Here is a 17,545-nt window from a genome sequence, read left to right on the forward strand (position 1 = left end):
CCCGGGGTGTGGGGGACCCCTGAGGCGCACGGGCTGTCTTTCCTTGCCGATGGTTACCGCGTCCAAGAATGGGCGTACCAGGACGAGTTTGCAAGAAGCCCACGCCGTCCGGTGGTGGACGCCCACGTCCCGGCCTCGCGGGCATTCTAGAGGTGCGCGTAGTTGTCCGTGACGACCGTCGCGAGGGGAAAGCGTACGGGGGTCTCCCCGAAGAGCGTCGTCCGGGTCTGCGCCTCCGCGTCGGCGACCGCGCGCACCGCCTCGTCCGCCAGTTCGGCGGGCACGTGCAGGACGACCTCGTCGTGGACGAAGAAGACGATGCCGCCGCCCTCGGGCATGTCCGGCAGGCGCCGGCGCAGCGCGGCGAGCAGCACCAGCGCCCATTCGGCCGCGGTGGCCTGGACGACGAAGTTGCGGGTGAAGCGGCCGTGGGCCCGCCGGCGGCGGTCGCCGCCGGGGCCGGAGACGGCGGCGGCCCAGTCGCCCGGGGCGGGCGAGGTCCGGCCGAGCCAGGAGCGGACCACTCCGCCGCCCTCCCCCGTGCGCGCGGCGGAGTCGACGTGGTCGAGGGCGCGCGGGTAGAGGCGGCGCATGGTGGCCAGCAGGGGCGCGGCGTCGCCGGAGGTCTGGCCGTACATGGCGGAGAGCATGCCGATCTTGGCCCGTTCGCGGTCTCCGCCCACGTGCACGGCGAGGCGGGCGTAGAGGTCCTCCTCGGCGGCGGCCGAGGCGAGCGCGTCGTCCCCGGAGACGGCGGCGAGCACGCGCGGTTCGAGCTGCCCCGCGTCGGCGCGGACGAGCACCCAGCCGGGGTCGGACCGGACGGCCCCGCGCACCGACTTGGGGATCTGCAGGGCGCCGCCGCCCCGGGTGGCCCAGCGGCCGGACACGACGCCGCCGACCACGTAGTCGGGGCGGAAGCGGCCGAGCCGCTCGCCCCGGGGGCCGGTGCGTTCGCCGACCCAGGTCTCCAGCCAGGCCCAGCCGTTGGCCGAGTGCAGCCGGGAGAGCTCCTTGTAGCGCAGCAGCAGGGGCACGACGGGGTGGTCGACCTGCTCCAGCACCCAGGACCGGGTGGACTCCACGGGGTGGCCGATCCACGCCATGGCCTTGAGGACCTGGGCCGGCGAGTCGGGGTTGACCTCGCGGCCGACGGCGTCGCCGATGCGGGCGGCGAGGTCGGCCAGGACGGGCGGGCGCCGCCCGGCCGGGGGCCGGGGGCCGAGGATGTCGGTGAGGATCCGGTCGTGGACGTCGGGCCGCCAGGGCAGGCCGTCGTGGCTCATCTCCGCGGCGGCGAGCCCGCCCGCGGACTCCACGGCCGTGAGCAGGCTCATCCGCCCCGGATCGGGGAGGCCGGCGATACGGCGCAGCTGGTCGCCGTGCACCTCGACCAGGGCGGCGAGGCGGTCGGTACCGGGGGGCAGGGTGGAGCGGTCGGCCTCGAAGAGCGCGGGCTGGGCCGCGGCGCCCTCGCCGAGCGGCCGGACCGGGTCGGCGGGGACGGGCAGCCCGTGCAGCCTGGCCCACGCGGCGCCGAGGGAGTGCGCCTCACCGTGGCGGACCTGGTGGCCGAGCAGGAGTGCCTCGGTCAGGGCCGCGTCGTGGCAGCGGGAGACCCGGACGCCCGCCCTGACCAGGTCGGGGTAGACGTCCTCCCCGGCCGACCACACCCACCGGGGCGGCTCGGGCCCCGCGTGCTCGGCGGCGCGGACGGCGGCGGCGAGGTCGGCCACACGTCGGGCCGGGCCGGGGACGGCGTCCAGTTCCTGGAGCCAGCCGCCGCCCTCGCCGTCGGCGACCACTGCGATCCGCATGCCCCCATTCTGGCCGCGGCCGCCGACATTCTGCCGTCCCCGGCACGGGCGCCGTGTCGGCCGCCCCCTCCCCGGGGAGGGGGCGTCGCCGAGCCTCCGGCACGGGCCGCCGGGGCCGACGGACCGTGCCGCACCGGCCCGGTCCCGGCCGGTCCCCGCTAGCGGCCTCCGTCCCCGGCCCGCACGACGTTGGCCAGGGGCTCCCCCACGGCCCAGCGGGAGAGCTGGGCGTCCATGAAGGCCCGGGCACGGGGGTAGAACGCGGCGGAGCCGCCCGCGACGTGCGGGGTGACGAACACCCCCGGCGCGTCCCACAGGGGGTGCTCCACCGGCAGGGGTTCGGGGTCGGTGACGTCGAGGGCGGCGCGCACCCGGCCGTTCTCCGCCAGCAGGGCGCGGGTGTCCAGGACGGGGCCACGCCCCACGTTGACCACGAGCGCGTCGTCGCGCAGCAGGGCGAACTCGGGCTCCCCGAACAGGCCGCGGGTGGCCTCGGTGAGCGGGGTGACCAGCACGACGATGTCGACGTCCGGCAGCAGGGCGTGCAGTTCGTCGGCCCCGTGCACCCCCTCGTCGGGGCGCGCCCGGCCGGCCACGCGCACGACCTCGGTCTCGAAGGGGAGGAGCCTCTGCTCGACGGCCCTGCCGATGCTGCCGTAGCCGACGATCATCACGCGCGAGTCGGCGAGGGAGCGCAGCGGGACGGACTCCCACCGGTGGTCCCTCTGCGCGACCGCCCACCTGGGCAGGTCGCGCTGGGCGGCCAGGATGAGGGCGAGGGTGTGCTCGGCGGTGCTGGCGTCGTGCAGGCCGCGCCCGTTGCACAGGGTCACGTGGTCGGGAACCAGGGGCAGGACGTGCTCGTAGCCCGCCGAGAGGAGCTGGACCACCTCCAGCGAGGGCATCCGCGAGATCACGTCGAGCCGCTCGTCGACGCCCTGGGAGGAGGGGGTGTAGGGCACCTGGTAGAACGTGACCTCGTCGAGCCCGGCCTCGGGGGCGCGTCCTCCGGCGTAGACGTCCACCGTCAGGGAGGCCGGGGCGCCCTCCCTGTTCTGTTCCCACTGCACCAGTGCTCGGCCGCCCATGTCGCCGCATCCTCTCCCTCGGTCCGTGTCACCGGCCACCCTAGTGTCCCGGGTCGCCCGAAGTCCGATGGTGGGACGAATCACACGTCCACCGGCCCCGTTTTCGCGCCGTCCCCGGGGCACGGCGCACGGACCGCGCGGGCGGAGGGGGCGCCGGGCTCACGGGCGTGCGCCGCGCGCCAGTTCGTAGCAGGCGATGGCCGCGGCCGCGGTGACGTTGAGGGAGTCGACGTCGCGGTCGGCCATCGGGATGTGCACCCGTGCGGTGGCGCGCTCCAGCCAGCGCGCGGACAGCCCGTCTCCCTCGGTCCCCAGCAGCAGGCCGACCCGGTCGCCGGGGGCGAGGGCGGCCATGGCGTCCCGGATCGGCAGGGACCCCTCCCCCGGGGTGAGGGCCATGAGGTGGAACCCGGCCCCGCGCAGGGTGTCCAGGCCGCCGTGCCAGTCGTCCATGCGGGTGTGGGGAAGGGTGAAGACCGCGCCCATGGACACCTTGACCGACCGCCGGTACAGGGGGTCGGCGCAGCGGGGGGCGAGGACGACGGCGTCCACCCCCAGGCCCGCGGCGCTGCGGAAGATCGCGCCGACGTTGGTGTGGTCCACCAGGTCCTCCAGCACGACGATGCTGCGGGCGCCCCGCAGGACCTCGTCGAGCGGGGGAAGGGCCCTGCGGTGGAAGGCCGCCAGCGCGCCCCGGTGCAGGTCGAACCCCACGAGGCGCTCCGCGGTCTCCTCGGTGACGACGTACAGGGGGGCGTCGGAGCCGGCGACCACGTCGTCGAGGGCCTCGGCCCGGCGCTCGGTGAGCAGGAAGCTGCGGGGCCGGAAACCGGCCGCGGCCGCCCTGCGGATCACCTTGTCGCCCTCGGCCATGAAGAGGCCGTGCTCGGCCTCCAGGTGGCGGCGCAGGTTCACGTCCCGCAGGCGGGTGTAGTCGGCCAGGCGCGGGTCCCCGGGGTCACTGACCTTGATGACGTCCATGGGACGGGATTATCCCCTGCTCCGGGACGCGGGGCCGACCCGGGCGGCCGGCCGCCCGCCCCCGAGGGGTCTGCGGTCCCGGCCGCGGGGGGAGGTCGCGGGCCGGACCGGCCGCGGACGCGCGGCCGACGCGCGAGGGGCGCCGGACAGGCCGGGGTCCGGGCGGGAGGGTCAGCCGATCTGGTCGGTGAGGGCGCGCAGCCGCTGCCAGCGCGCCTCCTCACAGGAACCCTTGCGGGTAAGCGTCGTCTCGACCTCCTGGCCCTCCCAGGTGCCCACGACGGTGGCCTCCTCCTGGCCGTACACCTTGTCGGTGCAGACGGTGCCCTCGCCGACCTCCGTGAACAACTGCTCCACGCCCGGATCCGCAGCGGTGGTGGGCTCGGCCTCGACCCCGGCCAGGGCCTCCTCCAGCTCCTCCTCGGAACCCTCCGCGCCCTCGGTCCTGCCCTGGAACTCGGTGGCGGCCAGGGCCAGGTCGGCGCAGGTGACCGGGTCCTCCTCGACGACGCCGGTGCAGCGCAGCGTCTGCACCCAGGCGCGGTCGCGGTCGCTGAGCCGGATCTGGAGGTAGCCGACCGGCCCCGGCTCCGTCACCTGCTCGGGCTCGGGCTCGGGGGCGGCAGGGCCGGCGTCGGGGGTCATCGCGGTGGTGGCCTGCACGTCCTGCGGCGGCATCATCGACGGACCGACGACCACTCCGTAGGCGATCGCGCCGACGCAGCAGGCGCCGGCGAGCATGGCGGTGCCGATGGTTCCTCGGCTCCGGTGGTCACGGTGCGATGGGGACATACCAAAAACCCTCGGGGTTCGGTTGGTCACGAGTCGTCCACCGGGGAGTGTGAGTCGGGGTGGACGCCAGGGGCGGGGCCCAAGCTTAGCGGGCGGTGCGGAGCACTCCTCCGAGAGCACCGTAACAAAGCGATCACCCCGATCCGGCGCCTCCGGGGCGCCCACGGCTCCGGTCGGCCCCTTCCGCTCCACCGTTACCAACGAGTAGGGTCCAGGTGAAGAATCGTTCGCACCCCAGGGCGCGGTCGTCCGTCTCCACCCTGTGGGACGCCGGCCGGCGCGCGATGGTTCGCCCCCTCCCCCCTACCGCGGGTGCGGGACGCCACCCCCGCGTCCTCCCCTCGCACCCACCCGGCTTCCGGGCGGCCGCCGGTCGGAAGCCGGACACCGCCACACCCCCGGAGTGCCCGTGTCCAGTGGACGCCACCGTCATCCCTCCCCGACCGGCCGGACCGCACGCGGTGCGTTCAGGTCGCCGCTGGGAGTCACCGCCGTCGTCGTCGCGATCGTCGCCGTCGCCGCGATCGCGGTTCCGGTCGCCATGAACTCGCTCGGTTGCGGCGAAGCCCGCTACCTGCGCGTGTCGGCGACCCAGAGCATCGCCCCCGTTCTGCGGGAGGCCGCCACCGAGTTCAACGCCGACCGTCCCGGATACGGCGGCGCGTGCGTGTACGCGCAGGTGGACGAGATCGCTCCGCACCGCATCATGACCGCGCTGACCGGCGGGCGGGCGTCCGACTCCACCATCGCCCCGCACGTGTGGGTGCCCGAGTCGTCGGCCTGGGTCGAGCTGGCCCGCGTGTCGGGGGGCGGGACCCACGGCATCGGGACCGATCCGCCGTCCCTGGCCTCCTCCCCGGTGGTCCTCGCCGCCCCCGAGCGGACCGAGGGCATGCCCGACCCCGGCGACACCAGCTGGACGGCGGTCCTGCCCGACGGCCGGGAACCCGACCGCCCGCTGGTCATGGTCGACCCCAACCGCGGGGCCGACGGGATGACGGTCATGCACGCCGTGCGCCGCCACCTGGGCACCGGGGACGACGCGGACACCGCCATGACCGACTTCGTACGCGACGTGCAGACGGACAGCGCGTTCGGCGAGATCGACCTCGCCACCTTCTACACGGGGTCGGAGGCCGCCGCGGAGCGCCCGGACCCGGTGATCGTCGTCCCCGAGCAGGCGGTGGTGTCCTACAACCAGGACCGCGCGGAGTCGGCGCCCCAGCTGGCCGCCCACTACCCGGCCGAGGGAACGGTCAGCCTCGACTACCCCTACGTCACCACCACCGACGAGGCGGCGCTGCGGTCCGCGGCGGCGGACCTGTACGAGGTGCTGCGCGACGACGCCTACCGCTCGCGCCTGCGCGACCTGGGGTTCCGCGACCCCGACGGAAGGGCCTCGTCCGCCCTCGCCGGCCGCCCCGGGCTGATCCCCGAGGAGCCCGCCACCCACGAGGACCTGACCGGGGACGCCCTGCTGGCCTCGGTCACCGACTGGAACCGGCTGTCGATGCCCAGCCGCACGCTGGTCCTGGCCGACGTCTCGGCCAACATGGCGGACGACCTCGACGGCGCCGGCGGACCGACCCGGATGGAGGCCGCCCTCCAGGCGGCCCTGCTGGGCCTGTCGCTGTTCCCCGACGAGACCGACATGGGCCTGTGGCTGATGTCGGACGCGTACGGGGAGGAGGGCCGCGAGGAGTCCGCCGACATGCACCGGCTGGGCGCCTCGGACGGCGACGGGGACTCGACCCGCCGCCAGGAGCTCACCTCCGTGGCCGAGGGCGTCGGGGTGCGCGGCGGCGGCTCACGCCTGTACGACAACATCCTGGCCGCCTACAACGAGGTCCAGGACGCCTACCACGAGGACAAGATCAACAGCGTCATCCTGCTCACCGCCGGGCAGGACGAGGGTTCCAGCGACATCTCGCACGCGGAACTCGTGGCGGCGCTGCAGGACCGGTTCGACCCCGAGCGGCCGGTCAGCATGTTCATCATCGCCTTCGGGGCCCAGGCGGAGGAGGCGGAGCTGAGGCAGGTCGCCGACGCGACGAGCGGCTCGGCGTTCGTGACCGACGACCCGGACGAGATCGGCGACATCTTCCTCAGCTCGATCTCACGCCGGCTGTGCGTGCCCGACTGCGACAACTGAGACCGTGCCCGTGTCGGCGCCGGTCCGGGGCGCCCCCGGTCGGCGCCGGCGGCGCCGGCGGCGCCGGCGGCGACAGCGCCCGATGGTCTCGATTGGATATCGGAATCGGGTTTCGGTCCGTGCGCTCCGGAAAACCCCGTTCCCGGAACGGCCGCCCGATACCCCGGGGCCAACGGCACTGAGCTCAGGTTCACCCCCGGTACACCCCTCCGTCGCCCGACCGCCACCGGCCCGCCCGGCCTCCACCCGGGCCGGGCGGTTGAGTACCGTTCCCACCAGTAACACACCGTTGGCCGGTTCCCTCCCGAGGCGGACCGGCACGCGCGGCCCGTCCCGGGCCGGTCGCCCCCGAGCCGACATGTCTCCCCCTGTACGGCACCCCCGTCCGTACACCACCCGTGAGGAAAGCTGTGGGACGTCACCGCGGAAGATACGCAGAAGAGCCCTCCAGCCGGGCCAGACGCCGGCGCGGCCGGGGAGGGGCCTTCGTGGCCCTGGCCGCCGCCCTGGTGATCGTGCTCGGCCTCACCGTCGCGGGCGTGTACATGTTCGGCGAGTCCGACGGATGCGGCGGCTCGGACATCACGCTCGACGTGGCCGTCAGCCCCGAACTCGCCCCCGCCGTCGACCAGGTCGCCTCGGACTTCAACGCCGGGGAGAACCGGGTGGACGGGCGCTGTGTCCGGGCCGAGGTGCGCCAGGTCGACTCCGCCAACGTCGCCTACCAGATCACCGGCGCGGGAGCCACCATGGGCGACACCGAGTCCGACGTGTGGATCCCCGACTCCTCCATGTGGCCCCGCCTGGTCCAGAGCCAGGCCGGGGACGCCGTCATCACCGAGACCGGCACCTCCGTGGCCCGGTCCCCGCTGGTCCTGGCCGAACTCGCCGAGTTCGCCGACGGGGAGGCCGCCCTCGCATGGGCCGACGTCATCCCCACCTCCGCCCCCGGGGAGGCGACCGAGCGCAGCGTGCGCGTCGTCGACCCGGCCCGCAGCTCCACCGGTCTGAGCACCCTCTCCCTGCTGCAGTCGGCGCTGGAGCGGTCGAGCCCCGACGCCGACACCTTCAACGCCCACATGACGGCCGCGCTCCAGGCGCTCCACCAGGGGGCCTCCTCCGACGAGGACGCCGCGTTCCTGGCCCTCAGCGGCGGCCAGGCCGACTCGCCGCCCGCGATGGTGATGTCCGAGCAGGCCGTGTGGCGCTACAACGCGGCGCACGAGGATGCCTCCGCCCGCGCCAACTACCTGGAGGGCGGCACCTACTACCTCGACTACCCGTACGTGGTGCGCAGCGAGGACAGCGACATCACCCGCGCCGCCGAGGTGTTCCGGGAGGCGGTGCGCTCGGACGAGGCCCTCCCCCACCTGCTCGCGCAGGGGTTCCGCGGCCCCGACGACCAGATGGACCCCGCCGTGCTCACCGAGGACGTCGGCTTCGCCGAGGACGCCCCGGAGGAGCTGCCCGTCCCCTCCGACGGGGCGGTCACCGAGCTGACCCGGTCCTGGAACCAGCTCAAGATGGACTCCCGGGTGCTCGCGATCGTGGACGTCTCCGGATCGATGCTCGCCGAGGTGCCCGGGACGGGGATGACCCGTATGCAGGTGACGGGCGCGGCCGCCACGGAGGGCCTCCAGATGTTCACGCCCACCTCGGAGCTGGGCCTGTGGGAGTTCTCCACCGACGTCAACAACAACCTGCACTACCAGGAGCTGGCGCCCGTCCGCGAACTCCAGGCCACGGGGGACGGCGGGACCGAGCACCGCGACGCCATCGCCGGGGCGCTGGCCGGACTCCGGCCCCGCCCCCAGGGCGACACCGCGCTGTACGAGACCTACCTGGCCGCCTATCAGGAGATGTCCCGCACCTACCGGCCCGACCGGACCAACGTCATCCTCATGCTCACGGACGGGGACAACGACAACCCCGGCGGTATGGAGCTCGACGAGCTGATGACGCAGATCGACGGCATGGCGAGCCCCTCGCGCCCCATCCCGATCATCACGATCGCGTTCGGGCCGGACGTGCAGAACCTGGAGCCGCTCCAGGAGATCGCCGCGGCCACGGGCGGCGCCGCGTACATGACCGAGGACCCCACCGAGATCGGCGACATCTTCCTCCAGGCGTTCTCCCTGCGGCTCACCGAGGACGACCCCGGGGCCGAGTAGCGGCCCCGCCCCGGCGGGGCCGGGCGGCCGGGGCCCGGTGCGAACCGCGTCCGGGCCGCCCCGCGCGCGGGCCCCGGCGTGACTGGGGGTGACAAGACCCTGTCCTAGGGCGAAGGGGATATGGACTTCTCCCCCGGGTTGGCGTACTCAGGGAGGGGCCGGGGAACGCACCCCGGGCGCCCGGCCCCTCCCCCGGGGCGCGTGCCCCGCGGTCGGCGTGCCCGGCCGGTCCGGCCCGTCCGGCGTCGGGCCCGGCCACACGACGACCCGATTGGGAGTGCCATGGCGAAGGCGTGGATGCCCGGTGCCGCGAGGCTCGACGGCGGGGCCGCCCGAACACCCCCCGGGACCGGGGCCCCGCGCGCCGTGTGGACGGTGACCGGCTCCGACCCCGGTTCGTGGTCCGCGCACGAGGAGGCGCGCCGACTGGTGGACGAGGGCCGCGCCACGCACCTCGTCTGGAACCCGCTGACCGGCGAGACCGTCCAGACGCTGGCGGCGACCAGGCGCGCCGGTGTGCAGCTGGGCGGCACCGACCTGTACGAGCAGCACCTCGACCACGGGCACGAGGGCCGGGTGTGCCTGGTGGTGTCGGTGGTGGCCTTCCGGGAGACCCCGTTCACGGACGGGCCGATGCTCGGCCTGGCCCCGCTGCTGCTGTGGCTGGACTCCTGGGGGGTACGCCGTGCGTGGCCCGCCGGCCGGCCCGGGACCGAGGCCGCCAAGGCCGAGGTCGCGGCCCGCGTGTGGGCCCGGGGCGGCCACTTCGGCCACGACCAGGTCCCGGGTTCGTCCGCCAAGGGGCCGGGGAGGCTGGACACCGCCTCCCTGCTGTCGGCGGGGGCCCGCCCCGATCTTCCGGCATCGGGAACCGGCACCGCCGCGCAACCCTCGGAAACGACATGGACACCCGGAGTGACGGGCTCGTGATCCGCGCACCCCTGGGCACGTGGGACCGGGTACCACTGGTCGAGCGCCGCTCCGCCACCCCTTAGTCTGTCGGCCATGGGTGGATCTATCGAGCCGGGTTGGTACGCGGACCCGCGAGGCGACGCGCAGACGCTCAGATGGTGGAACGGCGACGAGTGGACGCGGCATACCCGTTCTCTGAGCGAACTCCAGGGCGGTGCCGACGGCCAGGACGACGAGGAGGCCGCCACCGCGTTCCTGGGCACTCCCGACCGGGGGGACTCCGCCGCCCCGGACGAGGAGGAGGCCGGGACCGTCCGGCTGGGCTCCGGCTCGGCGGCCCCCGCGCCGGTCGAGGACGAGCCCAGCACCATGCGGATCGACCCGTCGTGGGTCCAGGGCGCCTCCGGGCCGCCCGCCCCGGCGGACGACGAGCCCAGCACCATGCGCATCAACCCCTCCTGGGCCCAGGACGCCTCCCCGTCCGGCCCGGCCCCGGCGTCCCCCACCCCCGCGCCGATCGGCGAGGACCCCGGCACCGTGCGCATCGACCCGTCGTGGGCCCGGAGCGCCTCGGCCCCGCCGTCCCCCGCCCCCGCGCCGATCGGTGACGACCCCGGCACCGTGCGCATCAACCCCTCCTGGGCCCACGGGGCCTCCGATGACGAGACACCCACCGCCGACGTGCGCGGCCCCGACGCGGACGAGGAGCCGACCGCCGACCTGAGCGGCGTCGGCGCGACCATGCGCGTGGGCCCCGGCGACGTCCCCGGCAGGGACCAGGACGAGACGCCCACCGCGGACCTCGGCGACGACGACATCCCCACGGCCAACCTCACCGACGACGACATCCGCCCCTCCCCGCAGACGGCGGTGTTCACCCCCTCCTCCGACGCCCCCGGCACCGCCGTGTTCCCACCGTCCGCCCCGGAGCCCTCCGGAACCGCGGTGTTCGACCCCTCCGACCCGATGTTCTCGGGCGCCGGGAACAACGAGGACTCCGAGGGCAAGGGCGGCAAGTTCAACAAGTTCCTGGGAAACCTCAAGGAGGGCTGGGCGGACCTGTCCGAGGAGCGCAAGGAGCAGCGCCGCAAGGCCGAGGAGGAGGCCGCCAGGCAGCGCGAGGAGGAGCGCGTCCGCAAGGAGGCCGAACTCCGGGAGGAGGCGGCGCGCCGCGCCGAGGAGCAGGCCCGCAACCCCCAGGCGCAGCCCCCCGGCCAGACCCCGGGCGCCGCCGCGGCAGTGCCCGGCGAACCGCAGACCGGGCAGCCCTGGCCCTCCCCGGCGCCGGACCAGCAGGCCCAGGGATACACCCCCGGCCAGCAGCCGCCGGGGCAGCAGGCCCCCGGACAGCAGGTCCAGGGGCGCCAGCCCTCGGGGGCCCAGACGCCCGGGCAGCAGCACCCCGGCTCCCCGCCCTTCTCCGGCCCCCAGCAGGGGCACACCGTCCCGCCGGGTGCCCCCTCCGGTCCGTACCCGGGCGGTTTCCCGCCGCACCAGCTCTCCGGCCCGCAGATCCCGCCGTCGGGCCCCCAGCCCGGCTTCCCCCCGCCGCACCACCAGGGCGGTTACCCGCCGCCTGGGTACCCGCCGCAGCAGAGGGGCAACCCGAACATGGGCGGGCACCCCCACCAGGGTCCCCCCATGCCGCCCCCGCAGCACATGAACCGCCCCCCGCAGGGCCCGCCGCCCGGATACCCCGTCGCCGGCGCGCCCGGGGGGCAGCCTCCGGTGGGCGGCCCCCACGGAGGCCACCAGCAGCCGCAGCGGGGCCCGGGCCGACAGCCCGGCGGTGGCCTGTACCCGCAGCAGCCCCCGCAGGTGCCTCCGCAGCCCCAGAGGAAGAAGAAGGGCGGCTGCGGACGCGGATGCGGCTGCGGATGCTTCTTCTTCCTCCTGATCCTGGTGGTCGTCCTCGGCCTGGCCTACGTCCAGTTCTGGGGCGTCTACGACTGGATGGACGCCGTCTTCGGCGTCAGCGGCCTGGTCTGGGACTGACCCGGCCCCGGGGGCGGTCGGGCCACGGGCCCGGCCGCCCCTTCGTCATCCCCGGCACTTCCCACAACCTCTAAGCTGACCGGTATGAATGACAGTTTGGTGTGGATCGACTGCGAGATGACGGGCCTCGACTTCGAGAACGACGCGCTGATCGAGGTGGCCTGTCTGATCACCGACGGTGAGCTCAACGTCCTCGACGAGGGCGTCGACGTCGTGATCAGACCGCCGCAGGCCGCACTGGACGCCATGGGCGACTTCGTCCGCGACATGCACACCAAGTCGGGCCTGCTGGAGGTGCTGGACAAGGGCGTCACCCTGCACGAGGCCGAGGACATGGTCCTGGAGCACATCCGCCGGTACGTGACCGAGCCCCGCAAGGCCCCGCTGTGCGGCAACTCGATCGCCACGGACCGCACCTTCCTCGCCCGCGACATGAAGCGCATCGACGAGTTCCTCCACTACCGGATGGTGGACGTGTCCTCCATCAAGGAACTGCTGCGGCGCTGGTACCCGCGCGTGTACTACGCGAGCCCGGACAAGAACGGCGGGCACCGGGCGCTCGCCGACATCACCGAGAGCATCCGTGAGCTGCGCTACTTCCGCGCCACCGCGTTCGTGCCCGAGCCCGGCCCCAGCTCGGCCGAGGCACGCGCCGTCGCGGCCGACGTGATCGCCGGGGGCAACGGACTCAAGGCCCGCGACGGGGCCTCCGGGGACTCCGGGGCGGAAAACTGATCGAAGCACTCCCCGGAGTCCGCTAAGATTTCATACGTACGCAGGGCCGCGAGGCCAGGCGAACGTGGTGGGTGTAGCTCAGCCGGTAGAGCACTTGGTTGTGGTCCAAGAAGTCGCGGGTTCAAGTCCCGTCACTCACCCCAGAGGCTCAAGCCCCTGACCAGCGCAGAAGCGCAAGGGTCAGGGGCTTTTGCGTTGCCGGGGGTGCACCGGGACAGGAATGTGCCCGGCGCGAGGAAGCCCCTCCGACGCCGGCCCGTTCAACCACCTCTTCGCCCAGGTGAAGAGGTGCGTCGAGATCTCGGGTGCGGCACCGAGGCCCGGCAGACGTTCACCGAGAAGCTCAACGAACTCGCCCTCGACCATCCGGCCGGCCGGGGGTCGAGGAACCGATCGTGCTTCCCGGCCCCCTTCAAGGAGGGGGAGCCGGTGACTGTGGACCCGCTCTTCTTCGTCCAGGGCCCTCTGCTGCACACGGACAGCGTCCTCAGAACCCCGGGCACGAAGCTGGAGGTCATCGCCATCAGCCGGTGACACGAAGCGTCCACCGTTGGCAGAACCCGAGGACGCCCTCCGCAGCCGACAGGGACCGGGCCCCGGCCAGTCGACAGCAAGAACGCCCCAAAAAGCACTTAAAGACCACCAGAAACACCAAAACCACAGGCTTCTCAACACACACCAACAAAACAAATAGCCACGAGCACCAATTCTTGGAAAATGCTTCCTGTCGTTCTGACAGGAAGCTAGGCTCGGCGTATGCAGAACGAAACATGGCAACCACCCTCCGTGCTGCTGACCGTTGACCTCGTCATCCTGACCCTGCGGTCCTCAGCCCTCCACGTCCTCCTCATCGAACGGGGCATCGACCCCTACAAAGGTGAGCTGGCCCTGCCCGGCGGGTTCATCGCCGATGCCGGCGAGGACGTCTTCGACGCCGCCTGCCGAGAGCTACGTGAGGAAGCCAACCTCGACGCGACCGAACTCCACCTGGAGCAGTTGGGCGCCTACGGAACCCCCGGACGGGACCCGCGCGGACGCATCGTCTCCGTCGCCTATCTCGCCATCGCCCCCGGCCTGCCCGAGCCCGAGGCCGGTACCGACGCCTCGGCCGCCTCCTGGCTTGCCGTCGAGGAGGTCTCCCAAGGCCGCAGACGACTCGCCTTCGACCACCGGCAGATCCTCGACGACGGGCTGGAAAGAGCCCGCTCGAAAATCGAGCACACCTCGCTGGCTGCGGCCTTCTGCGACGAGAGCTTCACCATCGCCGAACTGCAACGGGTCTACGAGGCGGTGTGGGGGTTCGAGCTGGACCCGCGCAACTTCTACCGCAAGGTCCAGGCGGTACCGGACTTCCTGATCCCGGTCGTCCCGGACCGCCGCATCACCAAGGGACGCCCCGCCCGCCTCTTCCGCACCGGCCCCCAACAGATACTGCGTCCGCCGATGATGCGCCCCCTACCCCCGACCCAGAGTGAGGACGAAGAATGAGCGACGACCTCGTGGTGGTACTGACCGCCCTGAACCTGGAGTACAAGGCCGTGCGGGAGCGGCTCCTCTCCCCCGAACCGCACCTGCACACCCGGGGTACCCGGTTCGAGATCGGAACACTGCCCGGCGGCTACGGCCGTGTCGTCCTCGGACTCACCGGCAAGGGCAACCAGTCGTCGGCGGTGCTGGTCGAGCGGGCCGTCCAGGAGTTCTCACCGGCCGCGGTGCTCTTCGTGGGCGTGGCCGGAGCCCTGTGGGACACGCCTCCCCTGGGTGATGTGGTCGTGGCGACGCACGTGTACGCCTACCACGGCGGAACCAGCGAGGACGACGGCCTCAAGGCCCGGCCCCGCGCTTGGGAGTCACCGCACGGCATCGCCCAGACGGTCGCGCACCTGGCCAGGCTCGGCACATGGTCCCGACACGCACCGCCGGAGAGGCCGCGCCCCCAGGCCCACCTGGGTCCCATCGCCGCCGGAGAGATCGTGCAGAACTCGCGTATCTCCCGCGAGGCCGAGTGGATCAGGCAGACCTACAACGACGCGCTGGCCATCGAGATGGAGGGCGCGGGCGTCGCCCAGGCCGGTCACCTGAGCGGCGCACCGGTGGCGATCGTGCGCGGCATCAGTGACCGCGCCGACGGCACGAAGGCCGGCGAAACGGACCGTGAATGGCAGCCGGTCGCCGCCGCGAACGCCGCGGCCTTCGCCCTGGACCTCGCGGAAGAACTCATCAAGCAAGAGGAGTCCCCCGGCATGCGCAAGGACGGCAACTCCGGTGACGGAGGCAACGTCACCAACACCGCCTACGGGAGTGTCGGCGTCCAAGCGGGCCACGTGCGCGACAGCAAGTTCCACGTGTCCTTCGCCGTGCCCGGGTCCGGCGGGACCGGGATCACGGACGAACTCGCCGCCCTCAGGGAGAAGCTGGCACGGGAGCGCTCGGCGGGACGCATCGACGAGGACACCCACGAGGCGGCGTCGGCCGAGATCGATATCGCCGGCAAGGGGATCGAGGAGGGAACACCTGAGAGCAGGAAAACCTCGGTCCTGGCCCTGAAGCGCCTGCGGGGGCTGCTCGGCGACCTGGCGGCCCTGGCCGCGCAGGTCGCGACCCTGATCACCGCGGTGAAGGGGCTCTCATGAGCGGGCCTGATACCGCGAACACGGCTGGGTCCGGTTCCTACGTCGGCGTCCAGGCGGGCCATGTGCACGACTCCGTCATTTACGTAGTGGGCCCCGACGACCCGCCTGAGCGTGATTACGAAGTCGGGTGCCGTTACCTCGCGGACGGAGTCCCGGTCAAAGCGAGGGAGCACCTGGAGCAAGCCTACGCGCGCGGATTCGACGGTCCGGAGATCCATTTCCATCGGGCTCTGGCCATCCTCAGTAAGCGCTCCTACCGGGATCTCACCAAGGAAGACCGCGCGGTCCTAGGAGAGCTGTCAACACGGCGGACACCGGTAGGACGCAACGAGTGGTGGCGGGGCCTGGACATCGTCTTCGCGCTCCTGTCCTGTGTGGACGGCTCCGGTGGAGACCCGGCGGACACGATGATCCGCCTGGACGCTCTGCCCAGCGTGCAGCGCGACCTGATTCTGCGCCATCTCAGTCTGGTACTCACCGGAAGTATGAAGCAGGGTGTGTGGCACCGGATCCGGGAGGGCGCCAAACTGGAGCAACGCGCCCATGAACGGGTCGACCGGGCTTGGGCCTACTTCGAGCCCGTACCCGCCAGGGCCAGGGCCAGGAGGCCCAAGCCGAAATCCACCGCCCTCCGGGATATCTTCGGAGGTCTGATCCTGGCGAGCACGTTCCTGTTCCCTGTCGCGGTCATCATGAAGTCCGCCTTGACCCAGGGGAGCCTGTCGTCGCTGATTTCCTGCTTGGCGATGCTCGTTTTCGGATCCGCCGCAGTTTGGCACATCACCTTCTGGCATCACAAGCACCGGCGCAAGCTCGCCAAGGAACAGGAGTACGGTTACCGACGCTCGCACACGCGTCCGCCCGAGCGCGGTTTCGCGGATCATGTGGAGCGCGCGTTCGACCACTACTTCGCCAAGTACGCCCCCGAACCGGAAACCAGGGACGAGTGGCTCAGCCAAACCATCGGCGTACGCCGGTCTCTGCGTGATGAGGTCGCCCGTGTCTACCGGGAGAGCAGTGTTCGCAACGGAGCAGTGAACTGGCTGATCCGGTTCATGGTGCGTGATGTTCGGCGGCGCTGGACCCAGGGCCTGCCTCTGGAGCCTGGCGAAATCCACGCAGTGGGAACGGCGGCCAAAGCCCGATGCGTGGTCCTGTGTCTGCTCTCTGTGGCAGCGACCATGACGGCGCTCAGCATCGCGTTCCAGGAGGCACCGGTCTCAACCGTGGGCTGTGTCCTCCTCGCCGTCGTCGCCGGCAGGTTCGCGATTCCCCTGTGGTTGAGGATCCACAGTGAACACCGTCGTTACAGGGAAGAGAACTGGGAACGGGAGGTCCTCCTCACCGCGCGGGAAGCCGAGTACGAGCGGTGGAAGGGCAAGCTCGAAGCGCTGATGCCCACGGAAACGGAGATGGAAGCCTGGTTGAACGCGGATAAGACCCTGATCCTCAACGAAGCCCTGAAACACCACCGCCTGGCCTGGTCTGAGGTCACCACCCATGCTTTCCTCCCGACACCGGACCGTCCCTGTAAGTCGGCCAGCGTGAAGGGAGGCCCTTGGCGCCACTCAAAGTACGAGATCAGGGTCTTCCTGGTCACCAACGAAGGAGTGCGGGAGGCCACAGCCAAACTCAACTTCGAGCGGGCACAGTGGCACCGCAGCGAACGGGACAACTACCGTTTCGACGCGCTTTCCTCCGTCCAGGTACAGATCAAGAGCGCACGGCGCTACACCCTGAACATCACACTGACCAACGGACCGGCCAAGAGCATCCCGGTCTCCGACACCCCCGTTCACGACCAGGGGGACGAGGAACCGCAGACCGAGGCATCGGATATCAACCTCGACGCCGCCGGGTTCTCCCACACGCTGCGCATTCTCGAAGGCATGGCTGCCGAGGGCAAACCGTGGTTCGAGCGCGCGACGGATCCTCCGCCCGCTTTCGCGTCCGAGTGTCCCGAGCCCGATGCTCCTTCGGACGTGGGTGCCTCCTCGCCGGCACGGAACGGCACGGCCCGACGCGAGCGATCAACCCAACCGCTTCAGGGGCGGGTGGCCCCCGTCCCGTGAGTATCCGGTGCACCCGTGGGGGTGCACCGGCAGGTTGAGGACGTGCGCCCGGAGGGTGCACACTGCCCGGCGGAACATGGGACAACGTGGCGCAACCAAGCTCCCACATCCCCACGACCTGCGACTTCTCACATCACAGCAGGTCAGACAACTCCCCCGCCAGCGGTCAAGGCCCGTCACCCACCCCAGAGCGGAGA

13 protein-coding genes and 1 tRNA gene are annotated in these 17,545 nt (G+C 72.4%); 10 read left to right on the plus strand and 4 right to left on the minus strand.

Annotated features, from left to right (window positions below):
- Nucleotides 1-146: 146 nt before the first annotated feature.
- The 4 genes from ACIRPH_RS04655 to ACIRPH_RS04670 form a co-directional block, all read right to left on the minus strand.
- Nucleotides 147-1,817: a bifunctional 3'-5' exonuclease/DNA polymerase gene (locus tag ACIRPH_RS04655; RefSeq protein ID WP_402909136.1), complete on the minus strand. Its 1,671-nt coding sequence runs from the start codon at nucleotides 1,815-1,817 to the stop codon at nucleotides 147-149.
- Between the two features lie 158 nt (nucleotides 1,818-1,975).
- Entirely contained in the window at nucleotides 1,976-2,905 is a 930-nt protein-coding gene (locus tag ACIRPH_RS04660) for a 2-hydroxyacid dehydrogenase (protein WP_402909139.1), read from the minus strand.
- A 159-nt stretch (nucleotides 2,906-3,064) separates the two neighbouring features.
- Nucleotides 3,065-3,886, minus strand: a complete 822-nt coding sequence (locus tag ACIRPH_RS04665; protein ID WP_402909141.1) for a TrmH family RNA methyltransferase — start codon at nucleotides 3,884-3,886, stop codon at nucleotides 3,065-3,067.
- Between the two features lie 171 nt (nucleotides 3,887-4,057).
- Complete coding sequence (locus tag ACIRPH_RS04670; RefSeq protein ID WP_402909144.1) at nucleotides 4,058-4,678, minus strand: hypothetical protein; 621 nt, start codon at nucleotides 4,676-4,678, stop codon at nucleotides 4,058-4,060.
- 409 nt (nucleotides 4,679-5,087) lie between these two features.
- Between ACIRPH_RS04670 and ACIRPH_RS04675 the strand changes: the two genes are divergently transcribed.
- The 10 genes from ACIRPH_RS04675 to ACIRPH_RS04720 all read left to right on the plus strand — a co-directional run bounded on the left by ACIRPH_RS04675 (nucleotide 5,088) and on the right by ACIRPH_RS04720 (nucleotide 17,348).
- Nucleotides 5,088-6,830: a substrate-binding and VWA domain-containing protein gene (locus ACIRPH_RS04675; protein ID WP_402909146.1), complete on the plus strand. Its 1,743-nt coding sequence runs from the start codon at nucleotides 5,088-5,090 to the stop codon at nucleotides 6,828-6,830.
- A gap of 410 nt (nucleotides 6,831-7,240) precedes the next feature.
- Nucleotides 7,241-9,001 (plus strand): substrate-binding domain-containing protein, encoded by a 1,761-nt coding sequence (locus tag ACIRPH_RS04680; protein WP_402909149.1) that lies wholly within the window; start codon nucleotides 7,241-7,243, stop codon nucleotides 8,999-9,001.
- Between the two features lie 282 nt (nucleotides 9,002-9,283).
- Complete coding sequence (locus tag ACIRPH_RS04685; RefSeq protein WP_402909152.1) at nucleotides 9,284-9,931, plus strand: hypothetical protein; 648 nt, start codon at nucleotides 9,284-9,286, stop codon at nucleotides 9,929-9,931.
- A gap of 75 nt (nucleotides 9,932-10,006) precedes the next feature.
- A complete protein-coding gene (locus ACIRPH_RS04690) occupies nucleotides 10,007-11,908 on the plus strand; it encodes a DUF2510 domain-containing protein (RefSeq protein ID WP_402909155.1) in 1,902 nt (633 codons plus the stop codon).
- Nucleotides 11,909-11,992: 84 nt separating this feature from the next.
- Nucleotides 11,993-12,643 carry an oligoribonuclease gene (gene orn / locus ACIRPH_RS04695; protein WP_402909157.1) on the plus strand — a complete coding sequence of 217 codons (651 nt, stop codon included), beginning with the start codon at nucleotides 11,993-11,995 and terminating at the stop codon, nucleotides 12,641-12,643.
- 67 nt (nucleotides 12,644-12,710) lie between these two features.
- Nucleotides 12,711-12,786 (plus strand) — tRNA-His (locus ACIRPH_RS04700).
- Nucleotides 12,787-12,931: 145 nt separating this feature from the next.
- A complete protein-coding gene (locus tag ACIRPH_RS04705) occupies nucleotides 12,932-13,177 on the plus strand; it encodes a hypothetical protein (RefSeq protein WP_402909159.1) in 246 nt (81 codons plus the stop codon).
- A gap of 222 nt (nucleotides 13,178-13,399) precedes the next feature.
- Entirely contained in the window at nucleotides 13,400-14,131 is a 732-nt protein-coding gene (locus ACIRPH_RS04710; RefSeq protein ID WP_402909162.1) for an NUDIX hydrolase, read from the plus strand.
- Nucleotides 14,128-15,276 carry a purine phosphorylase gene (locus ACIRPH_RS04715; RefSeq protein WP_402909165.1) on the plus strand — a complete coding sequence of 383 codons (1,149 nt, stop codon included), beginning with the start codon at nucleotides 14,128-14,130 and terminating at the stop codon, nucleotides 15,274-15,276. Before ACIRPH_RS04710 ends, ACIRPH_RS04715 begins: the two co-directional genes overlap by 4 nt.
- Nucleotides 15,273-17,348, plus strand: coding sequence for a hypothetical protein (locus ACIRPH_RS04720; RefSeq protein WP_402909168.1), 2,076 nt, complete (start codon nucleotides 15,273-15,275; stop codon nucleotides 17,346-17,348). The genes ACIRPH_RS04715 and ACIRPH_RS04720 overlap by 4 nt, the downstream gene beginning before the upstream one ends.
- The last annotated feature ends 197 nt before the right edge of the window (nucleotides 17,349-17,545 follow it).

The sequence above is a fragment of the Nocardiopsis sp. NPDC101807 genome, from assembly GCF_044766605.1.
Taxonomy (GTDB): Bacteria; Actinomycetota; Actinomycetes; order Streptosporangiales; family Streptosporangiaceae; genus Nocardiopsis; species Nocardiopsis tropica.

Bases quoted from the DNA above. Each gene is read 5' to 3' on its own strand.
- ACIRPH_RS04655 (WP_402909136.1), bottom strand. From the start codon at position 1,817: ATGCGGATCGCAGTGGTCGCCGACGGCGAGGGCGGCGGCTGGCTCCAG.
- ACIRPH_RS04660 (WP_402909139.1), bottom strand. From the start codon at position 2,905: ATGGGCGGCCGAGCACTGGTGCAGTGGGAACAGAACAGGGAGGGCGCC.
- ACIRPH_RS04665 (WP_402909141.1), bottom strand. From the start codon at position 3,886: ATGGACGTCATCAAGGTCAGTGACCCCGGGGACCCGCGCCTGGCCGAC.
- ACIRPH_RS04670 (WP_402909144.1), bottom strand. From the start codon at position 4,678: ATGTCCCCATCGCACCGTGACCACCGGAGCCGAGGAACCATCGGCACC.
- ACIRPH_RS04685 (WP_402909152.1), top strand. From the start codon at position 9,284: ATGGCGAAGGCGTGGATGCCCGGTGCCGCGAGGCTCGACGGCGGGGCC.
- ACIRPH_RS04690 (WP_402909155.1), top strand. From the start codon at position 10,007: ATGGGTGGATCTATCGAGCCGGGTTGGTACGCGGACCCGCGAGGCGAC.
- orn (WP_402909157.1), top strand. From the start codon at position 11,993: ATGAATGACAGTTTGGTGTGGATCGACTGCGAGATGACGGGCCTCGAC.
- ACIRPH_RS04710 (WP_402909162.1), top strand. From the start codon at position 13,400: ATGCAGAACGAAACATGGCAACCACCCTCCGTGCTGCTGACCGTTGAC.
- ACIRPH_RS04715 (WP_402909165.1), top strand. From the start codon at position 14,128: ATGAGCGACGACCTCGTGGTGGTACTGACCGCCCTGAACCTGGAGTAC.
- ACIRPH_RS04720 (WP_402909168.1), top strand. From the start codon at position 15,273: ATGAGCGGGCCTGATACCGCGAACACGGCTGGGTCCGGTTCCTACGTC.